This window comes from Jiella sp. M17.18 (genome assembly GCF_041027365.1).
GTDB lineage: Bacteria > Pseudomonadota > Alphaproteobacteria > Rhizobiales > Rhizobiaceae > VKMB-3413.
This window is the reverse complement of the sequence record NZ_JBFTEH010000001.1, coordinates 418,910-438,663: the sequence shown is the minus strand read 5'-3', so window position 1 is coordinate 438,663 and position 19,754 is coordinate 418,910. Positions and strand designations below refer to the sequence as shown.

General features: G+C 69.3%; 16 protein-coding genes, 1 tRNA gene and 1 other RNA gene. 7 read left to right on the top strand and 11 right to left on the bottom strand.

Annotated features, from left to right (window positions below; all coding sequences use genetic code 11):
* Positions 1 to 111: 111 nt before the first annotated feature.
* On the bottom strand, positions 112 to 906 hold the full coding sequence (locus tag AB5S17_RS02095; RefSeq protein ID WP_369235623.1) for a thymidylate synthase: 795 nt from the start codon (positions 904 to 906) through the stop codon (positions 112 to 114).
* Positions 907 to 1,152: 246 nt separating this feature from the next.
* Here AB5S17_RS02095 and ssrA point away from each other — a divergent pair.
* The 4 genes from ssrA to AB5S17_RS02075 all read left to right on the top strand — a co-directional run bounded on the left by ssrA (position 1,153) and on the right by AB5S17_RS02075 (position 2,605).
* Positions 1,153 to 1,516, top strand: a transfer-messenger RNA (tmRNA) gene (gene ssrA / locus AB5S17_RS02090).
* Between the two features lie 55 nt (positions 1,517 to 1,571).
* On the top strand, positions 1,572 to 2,165 hold the full coding sequence (locus tag AB5S17_RS02085; protein WP_369235621.1) for an SspB family protein: 594 nt from the start codon (positions 1,572 to 1,574) through the stop codon (positions 2,163 to 2,165).
* 9 nt (positions 2,166 to 2,174) lie between these two features.
* The gene (locus AB5S17_RS02080) at positions 2,175 to 2,378 is read left to right on the top strand and encodes a DUF4169 family protein (protein ID WP_369235619.1); all 204 of its coding nucleotides are present in this window, start codon (positions 2,175 to 2,177) and stop codon (positions 2,376 to 2,378) included.
* The gene (locus AB5S17_RS02075; protein ID WP_369235617.1) at positions 2,375 to 2,605 is read left to right on the top strand and encodes a ribbon-helix-helix domain-containing protein; all 231 of its coding nucleotides are present in this window, start codon (positions 2,375 to 2,377) and stop codon (positions 2,603 to 2,605) included. Before AB5S17_RS02080 ends, AB5S17_RS02075 begins: the two co-directional genes overlap by 4 nt.
* Before the next feature lie 37 nt (positions 2,606 to 2,642).
* Here AB5S17_RS02075 and AB5S17_RS02070 read toward each other — a convergent pair whose 3' ends face one another.
* The 3 genes from AB5S17_RS02070 to AB5S17_RS02060 form a co-directional block, all read right to left on the bottom strand.
* Positions 2,643 to 6,515 carry an AsmA family protein gene (locus AB5S17_RS02070; protein ID WP_369236116.1) on the bottom strand — a complete coding sequence of 1,291 codons (3,873 nt, stop codon included), beginning with the start codon at positions 6,513 to 6,515 and terminating at the stop codon, positions 2,643 to 2,645.
* 175 nt (positions 6,516 to 6,690) lie between these two features.
* Complete coding sequence (locus tag AB5S17_RS02065) at positions 6,691 to 8,106, bottom strand: FAD-binding oxidoreductase (protein ID WP_369235615.1); 1,416 nt, start codon at positions 8,104 to 8,106, stop codon at positions 6,691 to 6,693.
* Between the two features lie 302 nt (positions 8,107 to 8,408).
* The gene (locus AB5S17_RS02060) at positions 8,409 to 8,729 is read right to left on the bottom strand and encodes a hypothetical protein (protein ID WP_369235613.1); all 321 of its coding nucleotides are present in this window, start codon (positions 8,727 to 8,729) and stop codon (positions 8,409 to 8,411) included.
* A gap of 70 nt (positions 8,730 to 8,799) precedes the next feature.
* On the opposite strand from AB5S17_RS02060, the gene AB5S17_RS02055 reads away from it, so the two are divergent.
* Positions 8,800 to 8,875 (top strand) — tRNA-Val (locus AB5S17_RS02055).
* Positions 8,876 to 8,938: 63 nt separating this feature from the next.
* Here the strand turns inward: AB5S17_RS02055 and AB5S17_RS02050 are convergent.
* Both AB5S17_RS02050 and AB5S17_RS02045 read right to left on the bottom strand, forming a co-directional pair.
* Positions 8,939 to 9,940 carry a bile acid:sodium symporter family protein gene (locus tag AB5S17_RS02050; protein WP_369235611.1) on the bottom strand — a complete coding sequence of 334 codons (1,002 nt, stop codon included), beginning with the start codon at positions 9,938 to 9,940 and terminating at the stop codon, positions 8,939 to 8,941.
* A 76-nt stretch (positions 9,941 to 10,016) separates the two neighbouring features.
* Positions 10,017 to 10,718, bottom strand: coding sequence for a GntR family transcriptional regulator (locus tag AB5S17_RS02045; protein WP_369235609.1), 702 nt, complete (start codon positions 10,716 to 10,718; stop codon positions 10,017 to 10,019).
* A gap of 436 nt (positions 10,719 to 11,154) precedes the next feature.
* Here AB5S17_RS02045 and AB5S17_RS02040 point away from each other — a divergent pair, with 436 nt between their 5' ends.
* The gene (locus AB5S17_RS02040) at positions 11,155 to 11,535 is read left to right on the top strand and encodes a DoxX family protein (RefSeq protein ID WP_369235607.1); all 381 of its coding nucleotides are present in this window, start codon (positions 11,155 to 11,157) and stop codon (positions 11,533 to 11,535) included.
* A gap of 51 nt (positions 11,536 to 11,586) precedes the next feature.
* On the opposite strand, the gene AB5S17_RS02035 is transcribed toward AB5S17_RS02040, so the two are convergent.
* From AB5S17_RS02035 to AB5S17_RS02015, 5 genes are all read right to left on the bottom strand, one after another.
* Entirely contained in the window at positions 11,587 to 12,093 is a 507-nt protein-coding gene (locus tag AB5S17_RS02035; RefSeq protein ID WP_369235605.1) for a DUF2199 domain-containing protein, read from the bottom strand.
* A 103-nt stretch (positions 12,094 to 12,196) separates the two neighbouring features.
* The gene (hisG, locus tag AB5S17_RS02030; protein WP_369235603.1) at positions 12,197 to 12,889 is read right to left on the bottom strand and encodes an ATP phosphoribosyltransferase; all 693 of its coding nucleotides are present in this window, start codon (positions 12,887 to 12,889) and stop codon (positions 12,197 to 12,199) included.
* A 298-nt stretch (positions 12,890 to 13,187) separates the two neighbouring features.
* Positions 13,188 to 14,318 carry an ATP phosphoribosyltransferase regulatory subunit gene (locus tag AB5S17_RS02025; RefSeq protein WP_369235600.1) on the bottom strand — a complete coding sequence of 377 codons (1,131 nt, stop codon included), beginning with the start codon at positions 14,316 to 14,318 and terminating at the stop codon, positions 13,188 to 13,190.
* A 5-nt stretch (positions 14,319 to 14,323) separates the two neighbouring features.
* The gene (hisS, locus tag AB5S17_RS02020) at positions 14,324 to 15,865 is read right to left on the bottom strand and encodes a histidine--tRNA ligase (RefSeq protein WP_369235598.1); all 1,542 of its coding nucleotides are present in this window, start codon (positions 15,863 to 15,865) and stop codon (positions 14,324 to 14,326) included.
* Positions 15,866 to 16,227: 362 nt separating this feature from the next.
* On the bottom strand, positions 16,228 to 18,030 hold the full coding sequence (locus AB5S17_RS02015; RefSeq protein ID WP_369235596.1) for a chloride channel protein: 1,803 nt from the start codon (positions 18,028 to 18,030) through the stop codon (positions 16,228 to 16,230).
* Between the two features lie 248 nt (positions 18,031 to 18,278).
* On the opposite strand from AB5S17_RS02015, the gene AB5S17_RS02010 reads away from it, so the two are divergent.
* Positions 18,279 to 19,388, top strand: a complete 1,110-nt coding sequence (locus tag AB5S17_RS02010; protein WP_369235594.1) for a helix-turn-helix transcriptional regulator — start codon at positions 18,279 to 18,281, stop codon at positions 19,386 to 19,388.
* Positions 19,389 to 19,754 lie beyond the last annotated feature (366 nt).

The window sequence follows — 19,754 nt, the reverse complement described above, 5'->3', positions numbered from 1 at the left end:
TCGCGCTCGTCCCCAGGGCGCGAAGGACGGACGGTCCACCGGCCGGAGGCGTTCGGCTTTGCGGCGCGGGCCACCTCGCCGCAAAGCCTCTACCGACGCATCCCGAACGCCTCAGACCGCCACCTTCGCCTTGATGTGCGGATGCGCCTCGTAGTCCTCGACCGCGATGTCCTCGAAGCGGAAGGCGAAGAGGTCGTCGACCGCCGGATTCAGCACCAGCCTCGGCAGATTCAGCGGCTGGCGGGTCAGTTGCAGCCGCGCCTGGTCGAGATGGTCGGCGTAAAGGTGGGCGTCGCCGAGGGTGTGGACGAAATCGCCGGCCTTGAGCCCAGTCACCTGCGCCACCATCGCCGTCAGCAGCGCGTAGGAGGCGATGTTGAAGGGCACGCCGAGGAAGATGTCGGCCGAGCGCTGGTAGAGCTGGCAGGAGAGCTTTCCGTCCGCGACGTAGAACTGGAACAGACAGTGGCAGGGCGGCAGCGCCATTTCGTCGACCAGCGCCGGATTCCAGGCCGAGACGATCAGCCGGCGCGAGTTCGGATTGGTCCGGATCTGGCGGACCACATTGGCGATCTGGTCGATATGGCCGCCGTGATAGTCCGGCCAGGAGCGCCACTGCGCCCCGTAGACGGGGCCGAGATCGCCGTTCTCGTCGGCCCATTCGTCCCAGATGCGCACCCCGTTCTCGCGGAGATAGGCGATGTTGGTGTCGCCCTTCAGGAACCAGAGGAGCTCGTGGACGATCGAGCGGATATGCAGCTTCTTGGTCGTCAGCAGGGGAAAGCCGTCGGACAGGTCGAAGCGCATCTGATGGCCGAAGACCGAGCGCGTGCCGGTTCCCGTGCGGTCCGACTTGACCGCGCCGGTGTCCAGCACGAGCTGGAGAAGATCGAGATACTGTCGCATCCAGGCTGCCTTCCGCACGTCCCGGCGCCCGTCCTGCGACCGGCGCCCCCGCGTCGCCCGAAGCCGTCCCGCGTTGCGGATCCGCCTCGGCCTTCGCCGAGCTTTTAGCGGAGAAACGGCTCCGGCGCATGGCCGCAGGTCATGCCGCGCATCCTATCCACAGCTCGCGCCCGGCGCGCCACGCGGCCGCCCCTGCGCATCAAACCGGCTCGCCCGAGCGATTCCGTAGCCGATTCAAGCCGCCATCCCCTTTTCACCGCCCGGCGTTGTCCTTATATTCCGCCGTGTCGGGCATTCGTCCGACTATGGCGATAAACGTTCGATGGAATAAACCTTTCGGACCCGGGGGCGGTACCCGGCGCCTCCACCACATCCCAGCGGCCTGCGTGTGCTGGGATGTGGCGGGGGCGAAATAGGATCGACGAGGGCGTAAAGATCGAATTTTCGCTCGGCATGGTTCCGCCGTTATCGGGCCGTATCAATAGTTGCCAACGACAACTATGCGGAAGCTCGTCTCGCTGCGTAAGCAGCGCGAACGCTTCAATTCAAGTCCTGGGGGTTCGCACTTCTAGGCGGGGCTCGGAGGCGCCTGGCAACAGAAGCCTCCACTTTCATGAGATACGCACCTTGTGTATCGCCGGGGGAAGGAAATTCGGGACACCGCAATGGGCCAAGACCTCATCCGTTACGATGTTCTCGCACAGGACGCGCTGCGCGGCGTGATCCGCAAGGTCTTGAGCGAAGTCGCCAAGACCGGTCTGCCCGGCGAGCATCATTTCTTCATCACCTTTCTGACGTCCGCGCCGGGCGTGCGGATCTCCTCGCGCCTGCGCGAGAAGTATCCGGAGCTGATGACGATCGTCATCCAGCACCAGTACTGGGACCTCCAGGTCAACGAGAATGCCTTCGAGGTCGGCCTGTCCTTCTCCGACATTCCGGAGCGTCTGCTGGTGCCGTTCAGCGCGATCCGCGGCTTCTACGACCCGGCGGTGAACTTCGAGCTGGAGTTCGACGTGCAGGGCGCGGCCGCCGCCAACACCCAGACCGAGTCGGCCGAGATCGCCTCGCTGGAGCCGGTGGCGCCGCAACCGGTCGCGCCCGTTCCCGCGGGCGGCGAGGCGCCGACCAAGCTGCCCGCCAAGAAGGCCGAGACGGCTGCCGCCGGCGCCGGAAAGTCGGGCGCGAAGGGCGATGACAAGGCCGTTTCGAAGAAGGACGCCGAGGTCGTTTCGCTCGACGCTTTCCGCAAGAAGACCTGAGACCGCGGCGTGGGCGACGTCGTCAACCTGCGTCAGGTCCGCAAGCGGCGGGCGCGCGACGCGGCAGAGCGCGCCGCTTCCGACAATCGCGTCAAGTTCGGGACGCCGAAGGCCCTGCGCGAGGCCGCGAAGGCCGAGCGCGACCGGGCGGCGCACCGTCTCGATGGTGCGCGGCGCGAGCCGCCCGACCCTGCCGCGCCGGACGAGGCGTGACGATCGTCAAGCGGTCGGTGGCGATCGCCGGCCATTCCACCTCGATCAGCATCGAAGACCGGTTCTGGGAGCGTCTGAGGACGATCGCGGCAGAGCGTGGCCTGTCGACCGCGCGACTCGTCGCCGGGATCGACGCCGAGCGCGACCCGGCATCCAACCTGTCCTCGGCGATCCGGATCTTCGTTCTGGAGGACGCGCTGGCGCGCGCGGCCAGGGGCGCGGACTGACCGGAGACGCGCGACACGTCGAACCGGGGCCGCGGCCTCAGAACTCGGCCTGGCTCTTCACGCCGGGAAGCGCCTGAAACCCCGCCTCGCCGCCGCCCGGGCCGGAGGCGCCGGGCACCGCTCCGTTGAAGTCGAGCCCGCCGGCCGGCCCCTTCGTCGCCGCTCCGCCACTCTTGTCGCCGGAACTTGCCGACGTCTTCGCAGCCGCTCCGGGGCTCGGGGCGGCCTCCGGCTTGGCCTGGTCCTGCGCGGCCTGCGCCTTCGCCCTGTCCTGCGCCGCCTTCCGGGCCGCCGCGGCCTCGGCCGCCTGCTGGGCCTGGAGCCGCTGGGCTTCCTCCTCGGCCGCCCGGCGCGCCTGCTCCTTCCGCTCGGCTTCGGCGAGCCGCCAGCGATAGAACCGCGCCTCCCGGCGCAGCCTCAGCTTCTCCTGCAGGCTTTCCTGCATCGCCTCGACGCGGGCTTGCTCCTGTTCCAGCGCCCGCACCGACAGGTAGTTCGTCAGCGCCGTCGCATCGACGGCGAGCGCCGGATCGAAGAGCGAGCCGGACAGCTGATAGGCGATCGACGGTTCGGCTCCTTGCACGCGGTCGAGGCCCGGCGCGATCGAAAGGCGCATGTCGGCATCGAGCGTCAGCGCCGCGAGATCGACGCTGCCGGAAAGCGTCAGCGCTTCCGGGCCCTTCGTCACCGTCACCGGGGCGAAATGCGCGACCCCCGCCGTCACCGAGAAGTCGGTCTTCGCCGACGGGACCGGAAAGGCCTTGCCCTTGGAGAGGGCTGCGAGGGTCGTCTTGGTATCGCCCTGCGGCCTGAAGCCCTTGGCGTCCGCCGCCGCCAGCAGCGGCGGCAGCAGCGCCGGCGGCACGCCGGGAACCGCCGCGCCGGCGACCGTGACGCTGCCGGCCCCGGTCAGGGCGGAAACGAGGCCGCGATAGGACTGGCCGCTGCCGTCGAGCCGCACCGTGCCGGACACGGTCGAGCCGGCCGCCTTCGCCGCAAGGCCGGGCCAGAGCGCGGCGAGGTCGAAGCCGCCGGACGTCGCCTGCAGCGTCAGCCCGCCGATTCCGCCGGCGTTGCGAAGGGCGATGCGGCCGGAGACGTCGCCGCCGTAGAGCCTGGCCTTCGCCTTTTCCAGCGAGAGCTGCGACTGCGTCGCCGCGAGGTCGGCCGAAAAGCCGGAGAGCACGGCCGCGCCGGTGTCGAACCGGTCCGCGGAGACGGCGACGTCGAAGCCGGCGTGCGGCAGGAGGCTCGAGCGGAACGGCGCCTTCGGCCAGACGGTGCCCGCCGTCGCGGTTTCGAGCGGTTGGCCGTAGACGAGGTTCGCGAGCCAGGGCAGCGATAGCGTTCCGACATGCGCGGTGCCCTTGAACGGGCCGCCGGCTTGCCGCGTCAGATCGGCCGAGACCGCGTCGCCGTCGATCGTCCCCGACACGTCCCGCAGCGTCCAGGCGCCGGAGTCGTAGACGACGCCCCCGGACAGATCGAGCGGCACCGCGTCGAAGGACTGGCCGAGGTCGACGGCGGTGGTGCGAAGCCAGGGCCCGGCGTCGTCGCTGCGCATGTAGAGCGACAGGTCCGCCCGGTTGATCCCGTCCGGCGCCACATCCAGGACGCCGTCGGCACTGAGCTCGCTGCCGGGCGCGCGCAGCGAGGCGCTGACGACCGCCGGCCCGGTCTCCTTGGCCGAGACCGACAGTTCGCCGGTCAGCGGCCCCGGCGCATCGAGATCGACGGCGGGTATTCCGAGCTGTCCCAGCAGGACGGCCGGATGGCCGTTCGCCAGCCGCAGATCGAGGCCGAAGCGTCCGCTTTCCGTCCGGGCATAGAGCCCGTTCTCCACCGCCGAGGAGAGCTGGATGTTCGTGCCGTTCGCCGTTCCCTTGAAGCGGACGAGTAGCGTCGGCTTCTTGCCTTTCGCGCCCGGCACGGCCTCGACCTCGCCGCGCAGCGCCAGCGGCGCGAGCCGGGCCGCGCGGCCGGCGAGAGCGTCCACCAGCGGGATGCCCGGCTGCCGGCTTTCGAGGAAAGAGAAGAAGCGCTGCGGATCGCCCGATTTCAGCGCGATATCGAGCTTGCCCTTGGTGTCGCCCTTGAGATTGGACAGCTGGCCAGATGCCGTCACGCTCGCGCCGGCAATGCCCTCGACATCGAGATTGGCGATCGCCAGCATGTCGCCGTCGTAAAGGACATTGGCGTCGATCTTGTCGGCTGCGGCATCGCCGAGCTTGACCGGCCCTGCCTTCAGCGCGACGTCGAAGCGGTCGGCATTGGCCAGCGAATCCGCCTGCCCGGTCAGGACCTTGGTGAGGGCGAAGAACGCCTCGAGGTCGACCGCCCCGCCCTGCAGCCTGGCGGAGATTTCGGTATGCGCGCCGGTCTCGGCGCGTTCCAGCCGGCCGGTCAGCGTGTCGCCGCCGATGTCGAGTTCCAGATCGTTGAACACCTGGCGCTTGGCGGTCAGCACCGTCTTGGCGGAGAAGCCCGCGCGGTCGAGGCTTCGGATGGCGGGATCGACGTCGCCGGTCAGCCAGTCGGAAAAGCCCGACGGCTGCTGCGAGGCGACGAGGAGATCGCCTTCAAAGCTGAAGCCGTCGTCGAGCCCGACCGTGCCGCTCGCCTCGACCTTCGTGCGGCCGGGCAGTTCGGCGTCGAAGCGGGAGAGCGCCCAGCCGCTGCCGGTCGGACTGGCCGCGAAAGCGACGTTGCGGATCGTCGTGTCGCCGGCGGTGACCACCGGCAGATTGATCTCGACCGTCCCGTCGATCGTCGGGCGGGGAATCTGCGCCAGCACCTTGCGCATCGCCTCGACGCGGTCCGACAGGCCCAGCGCGCTGCCGGGCAGCTTCTGCGCCGCGCCGCCGGCCGCCTTCTGATCGGCCTTGGCGATCGCGTCGACGTTCACCTGCTCGCCCTTCAGCATCAGCTTGAAGGACGGGGCGCGGCCGAGATCGAGATGGCCGGTGCCGTTGAGTACGTAGGGCTGCGGCCCGCCCCCCGCCTCGACCCTGAGGTCGGTGACGTCGGCGGCCTGTGGCGTCAGGTCGATGGCGCCGGAGGCCCTCAGCGGCGGGAGCGGCGGCTTCTCAGCCTGACCGTCCGCCGGACCGCGCGGCACGAGCCGGCCGTTCAGCGCGTCGAACGGACTGCCGCTATCCTTCTTTTCGGCGCCGCCGGTCAGCGCCACAAGGTCGGGAACCGGCCGCTGGATGCCGACGGATCCCTTGAATCGCGGCACCTTGTCCGTCATCGTCGCCGAGCCGTCGAGGATCAGCTTGGTCGACAGCGTCCGGTTCGACGCTTCCACCCGCACCGGCAGCGAACCGTCCTCCTGCTCCACGCCGAGGCCGACAGTGAAGTCGACGCTGTCGCCATCGACGGAGAAACTGCCGCTGCCGTCAACCGGGCCGGCCAGCGAGGCGGCAGAGAGGGTCGCGTCGACATCTGTCAGCGCTTGCGTCCGTCCGGCCGCAGCATCCTCGATCAGCACCGTTCCGTTCTCGATGCCGACATGGTCGAGCACGACCTTCGCGCCGGTCGGGATATGCGGCTGGTCGACGACGAAGCGCACCGCGCCGTCCTTTCCGACCGGGATGCGGATCTTCGGGTGGTCGAGCGTCATCGAATAGATGAAGATTTCGCCCGAAAGATACGGCGCGAGTTCGGCGTCCATGCGGAAGCGGTCGACCGTCATCAGCGGCTGGCCGGCCTCGCCGCCGACCTCGACATCGGTGAAGGTCACCGACGGGAACGGCAGGAGCCGCGCCGAAGCGTCGCCCTTCACCACCACCTTGCGGCCGAGGATCGCCGAAGCCTCGCGCTCGAAATCCGCGCGATAGGCCGTCCAGTCGATGAAATACGGGGCGACCAGCGCCCCGAGCAGAGCCAGCACGAGGAGGCCGCCGACGATGACGAAGGCCCTGACCAGAATTCAGCTCCCTCTTCGAGGCCGGTTCACGATCGGAGCGACCGGCCGCATGCGCATCATGCTGCACCGCCACCATGGCCGGCCGCAAGCGACCGGCGAACGCCCCTCGCCCGCGACGATAGGCCAGAATGGCCGGGGAATGTCGAGCACGAAGACGTCAAGGAAGCGTAAAGATCTTGCCGGGATTGAGGATATTGCCGGGGTCGAGCGCCAGCTTGATCGTCTGCATCACGTCGACGGCATCGCCGAGCTCGCGCCGGAGGTAGCCGCGCTTGCCCTGGCCGACGCCGTGCTCGCCGGTGCAGGTGCCGTCCATCTCGACCGCCCGTTCGGCGAGCCGCGCCATGAAGGCCTCGGCCGCGTCGATCTCGGCGGAATTCGTCTCGTCGAGAAGCAGCGTGACGTGGAAGTTACCGTCGCCGACATGGCCGATGATCGGGCCGAGGAGGCCGCTCGCCGCGATGTCCGCCTGCGTCTCGCCGATGCAGTCGGCCAGGCGCGAGACCGGCACGCAGACGTCGGTCGCGATCGCCCGCGCGCCGGGGCGCAGCGTCATCGAGGCCCAGTACATGTCGTGGCGCGCCTTCCAGAGCTTCGCCCGCTCCTCGGTCTTCTCGGCGGCCTTCAGCTCGCTGCCGCCGTGCTCGCCGGCAATCATCGCGAACATCTCGGCCTGTTCGGCGACGCCCGCCGGCGAGCCGTGAAACTCCAGGAACAGCGACGGGCGCGCTTCGAGGGTGAGGCCGGCATAGGCGTTGGCGGCTTCCATCGACTGCGCGTCGAGGAGCTCGATGCGCGCGACCGGAATGCCGGTCTGGATCGTCTGGATCACCGTGTCGCAGGCGTCGCGCACGCTCGGAAAGGAGACGACGCCGGAGAGGATCTTCTCGGGAATGCCGTAGAGCTTGAGGTTCAGCTTGGTGATGATGCCGAGCGTGCCCTCGGAGCCGACGAGGAGCCGGGTGAGGTCGTAGCCGGCCGAGGTCTTCTTCGCGCGCCGGGCGGTGCGGATGATCTTGCCGTCGGCCATCACGGCCGTCACGCCGATGACGTTGTCGCGCATCGTGCCGTAGCGCACGGCGTTGGTGCCGGACGCGCGCGTCGAGGCCATGCCGCCGAGCGAGGCGTTGGCGCCGGGATCGATCGGAAAGAACAGGCCGGTGTCGCGCAAATGGGCGTTCAGCGCCTCGCGGGTGATCCCCGGCTCGACGGTACAGTCGAGATCCTCGGCATGGACCGCGAGTACCTTGTCCATGCGCGACAGGTCGAGCGAGATGCCGCCCTGCGGCGCATTGATGTGTCCCTCGAGCGAAGACCCCGTGCCGAAGGGCACGATCGGCGTGTCGTGTTCGCCGCAGATCAGGACGAGGGCCTGCACCTCCGCCTCGCTCTCGGCGAAGAACACCGCATCCGGCATCTGGTTGGGGATGTAGGTGGTGGAATGCGCATGCGCGCGGCGTACGTCCTCGCCGGTGACGACCCGCTCGCCGAATTTCGCCTTCAGGGCCATCACGGCCGCCGCGATGCCGCTGCGCCGCACCGGCCGCTCCGCCAGAATGTCCTTGAGCGCCATGACCCTGCCCTTCCCGAAATCGCCGATCGTTCTCTTCGACCTCCTCTTGCAGCCGAGATCGGCAGGGACGCAAGTCCCGTCCTGCTTTGCGGACTGCCGAACTGCTGCGTGCGGTCCTGCCGCCATGCGGCAAGAGGCGACAGATGGGCACGGCGGCCGACCGAGTTTGGCACGCCGCCTGCTCGCATCCGGTGGGAGAATGCGCGCATCCTCGCGCGCCGCCATCCCGAGCCCACAGGATCTCGCCGGTGATCCGCACCACGCTGACAAAAAAGATCCTCGACTTCAGGCGCGCCCTCCGATCAGCCAATCGACACCGGCCACTTGGCTGACGCTGCGCTGCTCGATGCAGCCATGGCTCTTGTCGTCTCGACAGCGTTCCCGGAACCCGCCTCCGGTGCCTCCAGAATAGCCGCCTCGGCCTTGCTACATGGCGTCGCCGGCCGGCCTTTCCGGCAAGATAACAGCCGGCACCCGTCGAACGGTTGCGTCGGCAATCGTGCCACTGATGGCGAGGCGGCGAGCGGGCCTTCCAGCCCGCCCTCCTCGCCAAGCCGGGCTGCAAGCTCCGGGATGGCGGCCAGTTCGTTCGCCTCGTCCGGCACGGCTTCCAGGAAGAGCAACGGCCGATGCCCCGGCGCCTTTGCGCCCCGGCTTGCTCCGGCGGACGGAAACCCTTAGGAAATCAGCCGGGGGCGGTTAGCTCAGTTGGTAGAGCGCCTCGTTTACACCGAGGATGTCGGCGGTTCGAGCCCGTCACTGCCCACCATTTCCTTCCTCTTCCCTCCCAAGTGCGCCGGCTCGCTCCGCAGGCTCTCGGCGGCCTCGCCGATCAGGGCTTGGCCGAGGCGGGCTCGGCGGCGGCCGGCGTGTCGCGGCGCGCGTAATGCGTCGCGATGAAGCTGACGGTCAGAAGCTGCAGGAAATGGAACAGCATGATCGGCAGGATGATCACGCCGATGTCCGGCCGGCCGGCGAAGATCACCGGCGCCAGCGGCACGCCGGCTGCGAGCGACTTCTTGGAGCCGCAGAACTGCACGGCGATCCGCTCCTCCGGCGACATCTTCAGCAGGCGCCCCGCCAGCGTCGTCACGCCGAAGACCAGCCAGAACAGGACGATGGCGCCGACCGCGATCTCGGCGACCACGATCGGGTCGTTGCGCTGCCAGACGCCTTCGGAAACCGAATCGCAGAAGGCGCCGTAGACGATCGCCAGGATCACCGCGCGGTCGGCGAGCTTGATCAGCTTCGCCTGGCGCTTCGCCCAGCCGGCCAGCCAGATCCGCGCGACCTGGCCGAGGACGATCGGCAGAAGGACGAGCAGCACGACCTTCAGGATCGTCGGGAGCAGCGGCACGTGCGAGCCGCCGGCCTGGAGATACCAGGTCATCAGCAGCGGCGTGATGAAGACGCCGATGAGGCTGGAGAGGGTCGCGTTGAAGATCGCCACCGGCACGTCGCCGCGCGCCAGCGACACCATGGCCACCGAGGAGGACACCGTCGACGGCAGCGCCGCAACGTAGAAGAAGCCGATCTCGGCCGCGCGCGGCAGAAGGTCCGGCGCCAGCGCCTCGCCGGCGAGAACCAGCAGCGGAAAGACGCCGAAGGTCGTCAGCGCCACGGTGACATGCGCCTGCCAGCGCGTCAGCCCCTGGCGCATGCGCTCCGGCGCCAGCGTCAGGCCGTAGAGGAAGAACACCGCGCAGACGCCGTAGGTCGTCACCCAGTTCCAGTGCAGGAAGCCGCCGCTGCGGCCGGGCTCCGGCCACAGGGCCGCCAGAGCCACCGCGGCGGCGAGGCCGAACACGAACGGATCGATCTTCGGAAGACGCATTCTCGACGTCCCTCTTTCTGTCGGCGCGGGAGAAGGCCGCCGCGCCACGATGACTGCTATCGCCGGCCGACCGGCGTCATGCTCGTGCGGTCCCGCCCCCGGCCCGGCCGCCGCGGACGGAATAGGCCGCGATGAAGGTCTTCGCCGAGCTGAGGAGATGGCGGCGCAGATGCCGTTCCGCGCCGACCCCGTCATGCTCCAGGATCGCCTCGACGATGGCCGCGTGCTCGCGCGTCGATTCCGCCGTTCGCTCATGGCTCTGCAGCTGCGAGCGGCGGAACGGCGCGAGCTTCAGCCGCATCGCCTTGGCGATCTCGACCAGATCGCCATTGTGGGTGCCGGCGTAGACGAGGTCGTGGAAGACGGTGTTCGCCTCGTCATAGGCGGCGAACGCCCCCTCACCCGCCAGCATCTCCATGCTTCGGTGCTGATCCTGCAGCCGCGCGCGTTCGGCGGTCGTCATGCGGCCTGCCGCGAGCCGCCCGCACAGGCCCTCGATCTCGCCCATCGCCTCGAACATCTGGTCGATGCGCTCGACCGAAAGGTCGCACACGACGACGCCGCGATAGGGCATGCGCTCGACCAGCGAACGCGAAGCGAGCGTCAGGAAGGCCTCGCGGACCGGCGTGCGGGATACGCCGAAGCGCTCCGCGACGGCGGTCTCGTCGAGCTTGCAGCCGGCCGGCAGCGCGCCGGAGACGATCTCCTCCTCCAGCGCGCCGGCAATGGCTTCGCTGCGGACCGCCCGCGACGGCCTGGAAATGCCCGCTGTCGTCATCGATGGCGCCCTGAACCCGCGAGTTGCGCTGGACCTGTGTTCTAGACCGCTGCAATACCGCGCGCGGCATACAAAAGCCAGCCTTGATCGCGCGTTCGTATACAATCTTGATCGAGGGAAGATCCCTCCAGTTCTGGAGCGGGACGACGCGTCCTTCCGAGATCGCTGCGGCAAAGGCCGAAGCCGGCGGAGCTGAGGGCGAGAGGCCGGCGCATGGCCCCCGCTCAGCGCCGCGTCCCGCGCCGCGTAAAAGAACAGCCGGTTGGCGCAGTGTCCCTGCACGGCACCGTCACCCCCCTTTTCAATATTGTGTCGCGAATCGTTGACGATTTGTCGGCCACAGACCGGGATGCGTGGCAGACACGGCCGGATTAGCTTGAAGCATCGTCAACGCCCGGTGGCCGAAGAGCTGCCGGATCTGGAAGGGATGCCTCACATGAACGCCAGCCTGAACCTTCTCGGCCGCATTCTGCTCGCGGTCATCTTCCTCGTCTCCGGCTATGGCAAGATCGCCGGGGCGGCCGGCACCGCAGCCTATTTCGGCCAGATGGGCTTCCCCGCCCCGCTGGTTGTCGCCTACCTCGTCGGCGCCTTCGAGCTTCTCGGCGGCATCGCCATCGTCCTCGGCTGGCAGATGCGCGCCGTCGGCATCGTCTTCGCGCTGTTCTGCGTGGCGACCGCCCTCCTCGCCCACACCGGCGACCAGATCGCCTTCATGAAGAACCTCGCCATGGCCGGCGGCTTCCTCGTCCTCGCCGGCTCGGGCGCGACCGGCCTGGCGCTGGACAAGCCGAAGCGCGAAAGCCGGTATGCGTAAGAGACGTTGACGGGCGTCGGTGCCGCACCGCCCTACGGCGGGTGCCGACCCCTATCCGCCCGCGCCATGAACGCAGGCGGCAAAGATCTCGCCGAGGCGCTGCGCGCTGATCCCCTGACGCTGCTCCAGCGACAGGGGATGATCGGAGGGCGCGAGTTCGATCAGCGGCCTCTGTCCGATCGGTTGCAGATGGAGCGAGGAGCGGAGCTCATCGAGGCTCGGATAGGTCGGGAGCGCCGCCGAAAGCCAGCAGAAATACGGCCCGAAGTCGGTCCGGGCGGGATCGTCGTAATGCGCCGCGTATTCTTCGAAGCTCTGGGCACTCAGCGAGGCCCAGATGTTCCAGACGAACGGATCCTCCGATCCGATCACCGGGATCCGCAAGAGCGCCCGCACGAAGAACAGACGGTCGTCGATGATGCAGACCTCGCCGCTGAGCCGCCCGCGCTCCCGTTGCTCATCCTCGGTCAGGCTCTCGTAATGGAGCGGTGCGGCCGCCGCAAAGCTCGGCACGCCGTCCTGGACTTCGCCGCAACAGGCGCAGGTGAATCGGAACATCGGCGTCTCCGAACAACCAGGCGGGCCGTCTGTGCCGGCCGAACCCTTCCGCAACCAAAGATCGCGGAAAGATGCCGACTTGCCGGTCCGGAGTCGAGCGGGATCAGTCGAACCGCGCCGCCAGCTCGTCCGCCAGCGCGGCGTCGGCCTCGTCCCGCGCCCGCGTCTGCGAGCGCACGAGGCAGGCCTGCGACTTCAGGATCACGCCGTCGGACAGCACCTTCAGGTGGTTGGCGGTGAGCGTCGAGCCGGTCGAGGTGATGTCGACGATGATGTCCGCCGAGCCCGCCGCCGGGGCGCCTTCGGTGGCGCCGAGGCTCTCGACAATGCGGTAGCTCTGGATGCCGTGGGTGCGGCTGAAGAACCCTTGGGTCAGCCGCCAGTACTTCGTCGCGATCCGCAGGCGCCGGCCGTGGCGGGCGCGGAAGGAGCCGGCGACGTCGCCGAGGTCGTCCATCGTCTCGACGTCGACCCAGGCCTCCGGCACCGCGACCACCACGTCGGCATGGCCGAAGCCGAGACGCGCGACGACCGAGACCGCCTTGTCCGGCTGCGGGACCTCCTCGCGGATCAGGTCCTCGCCGGTGATGCCGAAGTCGATCGCTCCGTCGCGCAGTTCCCGGGCGATCTCCGACGCCGACAGGAGCAGCACCTCCAGCCCCGGCGCACCGGTGACCGACGTGCGGTAGCTGCGGGCGTTCTCGGCAGATTCGACCGCGATGCCGGCGGCGCCGAGCCGCTCCACGGCCTTCTCCTTCAGCCGGCCCTTGGAGGGAATGGCGAGCGTGACGGTCATCGGGCCTGCCTCGAGAGTTGGAAGCGCCGGCGCCCTGCGCGCCCCCCTCTGCCCTGCCGGGCATCTCCCCCGCATGGGGGGAGATCGATCTCGCGCGAGCAGCCGCTTCGGGAAGGCTCGCAGGGGCCGCTCTGCATCAAGAGTCGCCGAGGACGCTCTGACAGCGACGCTGCTGATCTCCCCCCTTGCGGGGGAGATGGGCGGCAGCCCAGAGGGGGGCGCGAAGGGCGAACCGGTGAGTTTGCTGTCACGGCCAACCGCCGAAGCAAAGAGAAAGCCTGCGCGAAGACGCCGGCCATCATGCCACCCCTCCCCGCGCCGCCGCCGCGATGCGGTCCATCCAGAGCGCAAAGCCGACGGCCGGGATCGGCCCCTCGGCTCCAAGGATCGTGAGCAGGCGGTCGTAGCGCCCGCCGCCGGCGAACGGATCGGCGCTGCCGGGAGCGCGAACCTCGAAGACGAGGCCGGTGTAGTAGTCGATCGGCCGGCCGAAGGCGGCGAGGTAGCGCACGGCGGCGAGGTCGACGCCCGCAGCCTGCAGCGCGAGGTTGCGCGTTTCGAAGATCGTCAGCGCCCGGCCGAGCTCCAGCTTCGCCGACGCCGCGAGTTCCGCCAGCCGGTCGCCGGCCTCGTCCAGCGGGCAGTCGATCGACAGGAAGGCGTTGAGGAGCTCCATCGCCCCCTCGCCGAGCCGGGCTTCGGCGACCGCGACCTTCTCGATCAGCCGGCTCGCCACTTCGCCCGGCGAGCGGCCGGAATGCGGCGGCAGGCCCGCCTCCTCCATGCGGTGCGCGATCAGCCGGATCAGCGCGCCCTCCTCGCGGTCGCGGGCAAGGTCGAGGAGGTCGGGCGAAAGGCCGGAGAGCGCGTCGCCGCCGCCCTTCGCCAGCGCCGCAAGCGCCGCCTGCAGCTGCTCGTCATGGCCGAAGGTGCGGATCAGCCGGCGCTGCCAGCCTTCCGGCAGGCCGAGCGCGCGCAGGAAGGCTTCGAACAGGCCCTGGTCGCCGAGGACGACGTCGAGCGAGGCCGTCTCCACGCCGCAGGCCTTCAGGCAGGCGAGCGCGTCGGCGAGCGCGCGGGCATCGGCCGTGGCGCGGTTCTCCTCGCCAAGATCCTCAATGCCGGCCTGGACGAACTCCGCCGGCCCGCCGGCGCGCTGGCGGAAGACCAGGCCCCGATAGGCATAGCGCTTCGGCAGCTTGGCGCGCTGGGCGATGTGCTCGACGCAGACCGGGATGGTGAAGTCGGGGCGCAGGCACAGGTTCTCGCCGCCCTCGCCCCGCGTCAGGAAGATGCGCCGGCGCAGCGCCTCCCCGGCGGTGTCGAGATAGGGCTCGGCCGGCAGGATCAGCGGCGGCGCGACGGGCTCGCAGCCGCGCTGGGAAAACAGCGCGCCGAGTTCTGCCTCGAAGGGCTCCGCCCGACCCATCGCGCTCAGGCTCCGGCCGCGCCGGAAGCCGCGCCGCGCTGGCGGGCGAGGATGCGCTTCGCCGCCTCGACGAGATCCGCCTCGTCGACCAGTTCCTGCCCGGCGCGCGCCTCGCGCCATTCGGCATTGTCGGTGATTTCGGCGGAGAGTTCCTTGCCGAGCGCCAGGTCCTTGACCTGCACCTTGCCGGCCGCCTTCTCGTCGCCGCCCTGGATCACCACCACGGGGGCGCCGCGGCGGTCGGCATATTGCAGCTGCTTGCCGAACTGCTTGGGATTGCCCTGGAACACCTCGACCGGAACGGGAGGCGCGGACGGGTCGGCGTTGAGCGCGTTGCGCAGCTTCGTCGCCATCGCCTGGTAGTCGGCCATGCGGTCGCGGTCCATGACGGTGACGACCACCGGGCCGGTGCGCTGGCTCGTCTCCAGCCGGCCGAGATTCTTCAGCGCAGTCATCAGGCGCGAGACGCCGATGGAGAAGCCCGTCGCCGGCACCGGCTGGCTCATGAAGCGCGACACCAGCCCGTCATAGCGCCCGCCGCCCCCGACCGAGCCGAAGCGCACGACCTCGCCCTTCTCGTTGGTGACGTCGAACAGGAGTTCGGCCTCGAAGACCGGGCCGGTGTAGTATTCGAGGCCGCGGACGACGGATTGATCAATACGAATACGGCTCCCGTCGTATCCTGCCGCCTGCCATAGCATTCGCATCTGCAAAAGCTCGTGCATGCCTGCGATATGCGTTTCGTTGACTCGATTAGTATTTTTCGATGTAACGACTGTTCCCTCGGGTTGGTCCAGCTGACCGACCGAAAGATAGTCAATCACATACTGTGCGTCATCCGCGTTCAGTCCCGCCCCCGGCGTAAAATCTCCGCTCTCGTCCTTGCGCCCCTCGCCAAGCAAGAGCCGCACGCCTTCGACGCCGAACTTGTCCAGCTTGTCGATCGCCCGCAGCACCGTCAGCCGGCGCCCGGCATTCTCCTCGCCGCCGAGACCGATCGCCTCCAGGACGCCGTCGAGCACCTTCCGGTTGTTCACCCGGATGACGTACTGGCCGCGCGGAATGCCGAGCGCCTCCATGGTGTCGGCCATCATCATCGCCATCTCGGCATCGGCCGAGACGTTCGGCGCGCCGACGATGTCGGCGTCGAACTGCATGAACTGGCGGAAGCGCCCCGGCCCCGGCTTCTCGTTACGGAAGACGTAGCCCGCGCGATAGCTGCGATAGGGCTTCGGCAGGCTCTCGTAGTTTTCCGCGACATAGCGGGCGAGCGGCGCGGTGAGGTCGTAGCGGAGCGACATCCACTGCTCGTCGTCGTCCTCGATCGAGAAGACGCCCTCGTTCGGCCGATCGCTGTCGGGCAGGAACTTGCCGAGCGCGTCGGTGTATTCGAACACCGGCGTCTCCACCGGCTCGAAGCCGTAGGTCTCGTAGACCCGGCGGATGGTGGCCAGCATGTCGTCCTGCGCGCGCAGCGTCTCCGCGTCGCGATCGACGAAGCCGCGCGGCACCCGCGCCTTGACCCGTGTCGGCTTTTTCGCAGCCATGGCGTTCTCTTCACGTCTGCCGGCGCCGCGGACGCCAAGGCGCCCGGACGCGGAAAGTCTCAAATGACCGATGTCGTTGCGGCGGCTTAGCCCATCGCCCGGACAGCCTCAAGCCGCGGCGGGGATGCGCGGGTGCGGGATGACGGTAAGAGCGCAGCGATGCGATGGTTTCGGCACCGTCCGAGAGGACGTTCGGTAGCTTCGCGGCGCTCGGCACCGGCGCAAGACGCCGGCTTCTTCCTGCAGCGTGGAAAGGCCCCTAAAAGGACGGGGATCGGTGGGCGTCACGTCCGCGCGGCGCGAGGGCGAGCGCGCCGGATTGTCGGGACCTCGCCCGAGCGAGCGAGCTCCGCCCGGCCTCGTCACGCCCCCTGGCGCTCGCCGAAGAGGTCGCGCTGGTTCTTCTCGATCTCTTCCGCGTATCTTTTGCGCACGAAGGTCTCCGACAGCAGCCCCAGCACCTTCTCGTCCGCCGCGACAACGGCGAGTTCGTCGGCGGCCGCCGCGTCGAACACCGCCATCACCTTGACGATGTCCATCTCCGGCCGCAGCCAGGTATCGGTGAGGACGGCGACGTCGGAAATCGGGGCCGCGGCGTCGAGGCTGTCGGCATAGGCCGAGGCGGTCACGACGATGCCGGCATAGTGGTCGAGATCGTCGGTGAGGACGACGCGCGTCGCCGATCCCAGCGGGAAGCGGCGGCGGAACTCGGCGACCGTCAGCCGCGCCGGCGTCGCCCGCGTCTCGCGCCGCATCATCCGCCCCGCGGTCAGCGTGCGCACCCAGCCGACGTCGCGCGCCGAGCGGATCGTCTCGCCGCGCAGATGCAGCCGCCAGGTCGAGAAGGAGTAGCCGAAGAACACCCGCACCAGCGTGCTCGCGACCAGCGATGCGACGACGACGACGCCGGTGAGGCCGAGGTTCTGGGTGGATTCCAGCACCAGCATCGCCATGGTCAGCGGTCCGCCGATGATCGCGACGGCAAGGCCCGCCATGCCGACGAGCGCGGCATGCGGCGTCTCGACCACGACATGGCCGAAGGCGAAGAACAAGGTGTCGGCATAGAGCTGGCCGAACAGCGAGCCGACGAAGAGCGAGGCGAAGAACAGCCCGCCGCGAAAGCCGAAGCCGAGCGAGACGATCGAGGCCGCGCATTTGGCGAGGATGACGATGATGACGAATTTCGTCGGCGCGCCGCCGGAAATGTCGAGATAGAGCGCGGCGTGGCCGGAGGAGAGCACCTGCGGGGTGATGAAGGCGAGCGGCATCAGCAGCGCGCCGCCGATCGCCGGCTTCCCCCAGGCCGGCAGCTTCAGCCGCTTGTTGACCGTCTCGACCACCGAGATCGTCCGCATCAGGACGATGCCGAGCCCGGAGCACAGCGCCGCGAGGCCGACATAGAGGAGGTAGTGCGCGATATCGATCGGGCCGGAGCCGCCGGACGCGATGAGATAGGGCTCGTGGCCGAGGCCGCGCGAGGTCAGCACGGCGGCGACGCAGGCCGCCGCGACCGGCGCGATCGACGAGGGCGTATAGGCGCCCATGACGATCTCGAAGGCGTAGAAGGCGCCGGCGAGCGGCGTGCCGAAGGCGGCGGCGATGCCCGCCCCCGCGCCGGCACCGACGAGGGTGCGCAGGTCCGGCCGGCGCACGTTCAGCCAGCGGCCGGCGACCGAGGCAAAGCCCGATCCCATCTGCGCATAGGCGGCCTCCAGCCCGACCGAGGCGCCGAAGCCGTTGGAGATCAGCGTCTGGCCCGAGATCACCAGGCTGTCCTTCATCGACATCTGGCCGCCATGCAGCGCGTTCGCCTCGACCGAGTCGACCAGCGCGCGCTGGCGCGCCTTGACGATGTAGGTGAACAGCGCGAGCGCGATGCCGCCCGCCGGCAGCACCAGGAGCTGGATCGGCTCCAGCGCGAGCCGCGTCGACAGCCGGTCGGCCACCGACAGGCCGTAGAGCAGCGCCTGGATGCCGTGCGCGGCGTCCTGCAGGACCACCGTCATCGTGCCGGCCGCGACGCCGATCAGGGTCGCCAGCGCGATGAACCACAGTTCGCTGGATCGCAGGCGCTGGCGCAGAAAGTCCATACTGCGTTGCGACAGGCTGTCGGCGGCGCCGGTCTCGTCGCCGGCTGCGGCGTCCATGGGCTTGACGGATGACATGTCGGGGCAGGCTCGCTTGGCACGATCGTTCGGCGCGCGCGCGTTCTCTGCCACAGAGGGCAGCGGCATGCCACCCGCAAAGGCCGAAACGCCAACGGATTCTCCCGCTTGCGGGACAACTATCGCCGACGGGGACGACCGGCCGGCGGGTGCGCCGGATCCGCCGCAGCTTCACGTTGACGTAAAGGGATCTGCTTGCGACACTCTTTCCGCGTCCAAGAGCATGTTGGCGAGGCCGGGAGACCGCAATGCTCGATCGACAGTCGTCCCTGACACAGGCCATCGACCGCCTGTATCGCACGCTCGACGGCGAAACCGACTGGAACGACGCGCTCGGCCGCTGCGCCGAGGCCGTCGGGGCGGAGCGGTTCAACATCCTGATCCTCGGCCGCGACGGCTCGATCCACCACGAGACCTTCCCCTTCCACCCCGAAGGCGCGATCGACTACGTCACGAACTATGCCGACAAGGACGTGCGCGTGCCCCGCGCCCTGGCCCGGCCGAGCGGGCTGATCGAGACCTACGACCTGATGAGCGAGGACGAGGTGAAGACCTGCCCCGTCCACCAGGAGTTCTACCGCGCGCACCCGGAATGCTGGAACACGCTGATGGCGGTCAACCGCAGCGCCGAGGCGATCATCGCTCCGGTCGCCCATCGCAGCGCGCGCCACGGTGCGTTTGCGCCCGAGGAACGGCGGGCGCTGGCGGTCGTGGCGGGTCACGTCGTCCGGGTCGCGCAGCTGCGGCAGATGATCGTGCCGAGCGTCTTGTCTTCGGACGGGACGCTCGCCGTGCTGGACAGCCTCGACGAGGCGCTGGTGCTGTTCGACGATGCCGGCCGCGTCTGCCACGTCAACCCGCGCGCGGCAGCGCTGATCGACCGCGGCGACGCCCTGGTCCTGCGCGGCGGGGTGCTGGCGGCCCGCGACCCCGTCGCCGCAGGGGCGCTGGTCCGGGCGATGGGACAGGCTGTCCTGTTCCTCGCGGGGCGCGGCCTCGCCCTGCCGGAGCCGGTCGCCGTGCCGCGCGGCCTCGAGCGCAGTCCGCTCCTCGTTCGCTTCTTCGCAGCCCCGGCGGGAGAACGCGGCGGCCCGAACTGCGGCGTCCTCAGGATCGCCGATCCCGACGCCGCAAGGCTTCCCTCGATCGCGACCATCCGGCTCGCCACCGGCCTGACCCAGGCCGAAAGCGCCCTCGCCCTCGCGATCTTCCGCGGCCTGACGATCCGGGAGTTCGCCGACCAGTCCGGCCTCAGCGAGCAGACGCTGCGCAGCCGGCTGAAGCGGATCTGCGAGAAGCTGGGCGTGCGACGCCAGGTCGAGATCGCCACCCGCATCGCCGCGATCGCCCGCGCCTGAGCGTCAGGGCCGCGGCGATGGCGCGGCGGGGGTCGGCGCGTCCGCTCCCTCAGCCTTTGCGCCCGGCGGCGACCGTCTCTGCGCAATCGCCGGCCGCCGCTGCGAATGCCCCCATTTGGGGGCTGGCGATTTGCCTCACTGAATGTTTAATCGGGCTGTCTTTGCCGGATGCGACAGCGCGGTGAAGAAGCACCTTCCTTCGCTCGTCTCAACGCCCCAAGGACGAGCCGAAAGGCGGGAACAGCGCGGCCTTCGGGCCGCGCTGTCGTTTTTGGCACCGCACCTGCCGTGGCCGCTGCATCATACGCGGCGGAGCGACGTCCGCGCGATCGCCTATCGCGCCGCTCCTCCGGCATCTTGGAGCCC

Bases quoted from the DNA above. Each gene is read 5' to 3' on its own strand.
- AB5S17_RS02095 (WP_369235623.1), bottom strand. From the start codon at position 906: ATGCGACAGTATCTCGATCTTCTCCAGCTCGTGCTGGACACCGGCGCG.
- AB5S17_RS02085 (WP_369235621.1), top strand. From the start codon at position 1,572: ATGGGCCAAGACCTCATCCGTTACGATGTTCTCGCACAGGACGCGCTG.
- AB5S17_RS02065 (WP_369235615.1), bottom strand. From the start codon at position 8,106: ATGGCGCTCAAGGACATTCTGGCGGAGCGGCCGGTGCGGCGCAGCGGC.
- AB5S17_RS02050 (WP_369235611.1), bottom strand. From the start codon at position 9,940: ATGCGTCTTCCGAAGATCGATCCGTTCGTGTTCGGCCTCGCCGCCGCG.
- AB5S17_RS02045 (WP_369235609.1), bottom strand. From the start codon at position 10,718: ATGACGACAGCGGGCATTTCCAGGCCGTCGCGGGCGGTCCGCAGCGAA.
- AB5S17_RS02040 (WP_369235607.1), top strand. From the start codon at position 11,155: ATGAACGCCAGCCTGAACCTTCTCGGCCGCATTCTGCTCGCGGTCATC.
- AB5S17_RS02035 (WP_369235605.1), bottom strand. From the start codon at position 12,093: ATGTTCCGATTCACCTGCGCCTGTTGCGGCGAAGTCCAGGACGGCGTG.
- hisG (WP_369235603.1), bottom strand. From the start codon at position 12,889: ATGACCGTCACGCTCGCCATTCCCTCCAAGGGCCGGCTGAAGGAGAAG.
- AB5S17_RS02025 (WP_369235600.1), bottom strand. From the start codon at position 14,318: ATGGGTCGGGCGGAGCCCTTCGAGGCAGAACTCGGCGCGCTGTTTTCC.
- hisS (WP_369235598.1), bottom strand. From the start codon at position 15,865: ATGGCTGCGAAAAAGCCGACACGGGTCAAGGCGCGGGTGCCGCGCGGC.
- AB5S17_RS02015 (WP_369235596.1), bottom strand. From the start codon at position 18,030: ATGTCATCCGTCAAGCCCATGGACGCCGCAGCCGGCGACGAGACCGGC.
- AB5S17_RS02010 (WP_369235594.1), top strand. From the start codon at position 18,279: ATGCTCGATCGACAGTCGTCCCTGACACAGGCCATCGACCGCCTGTAT.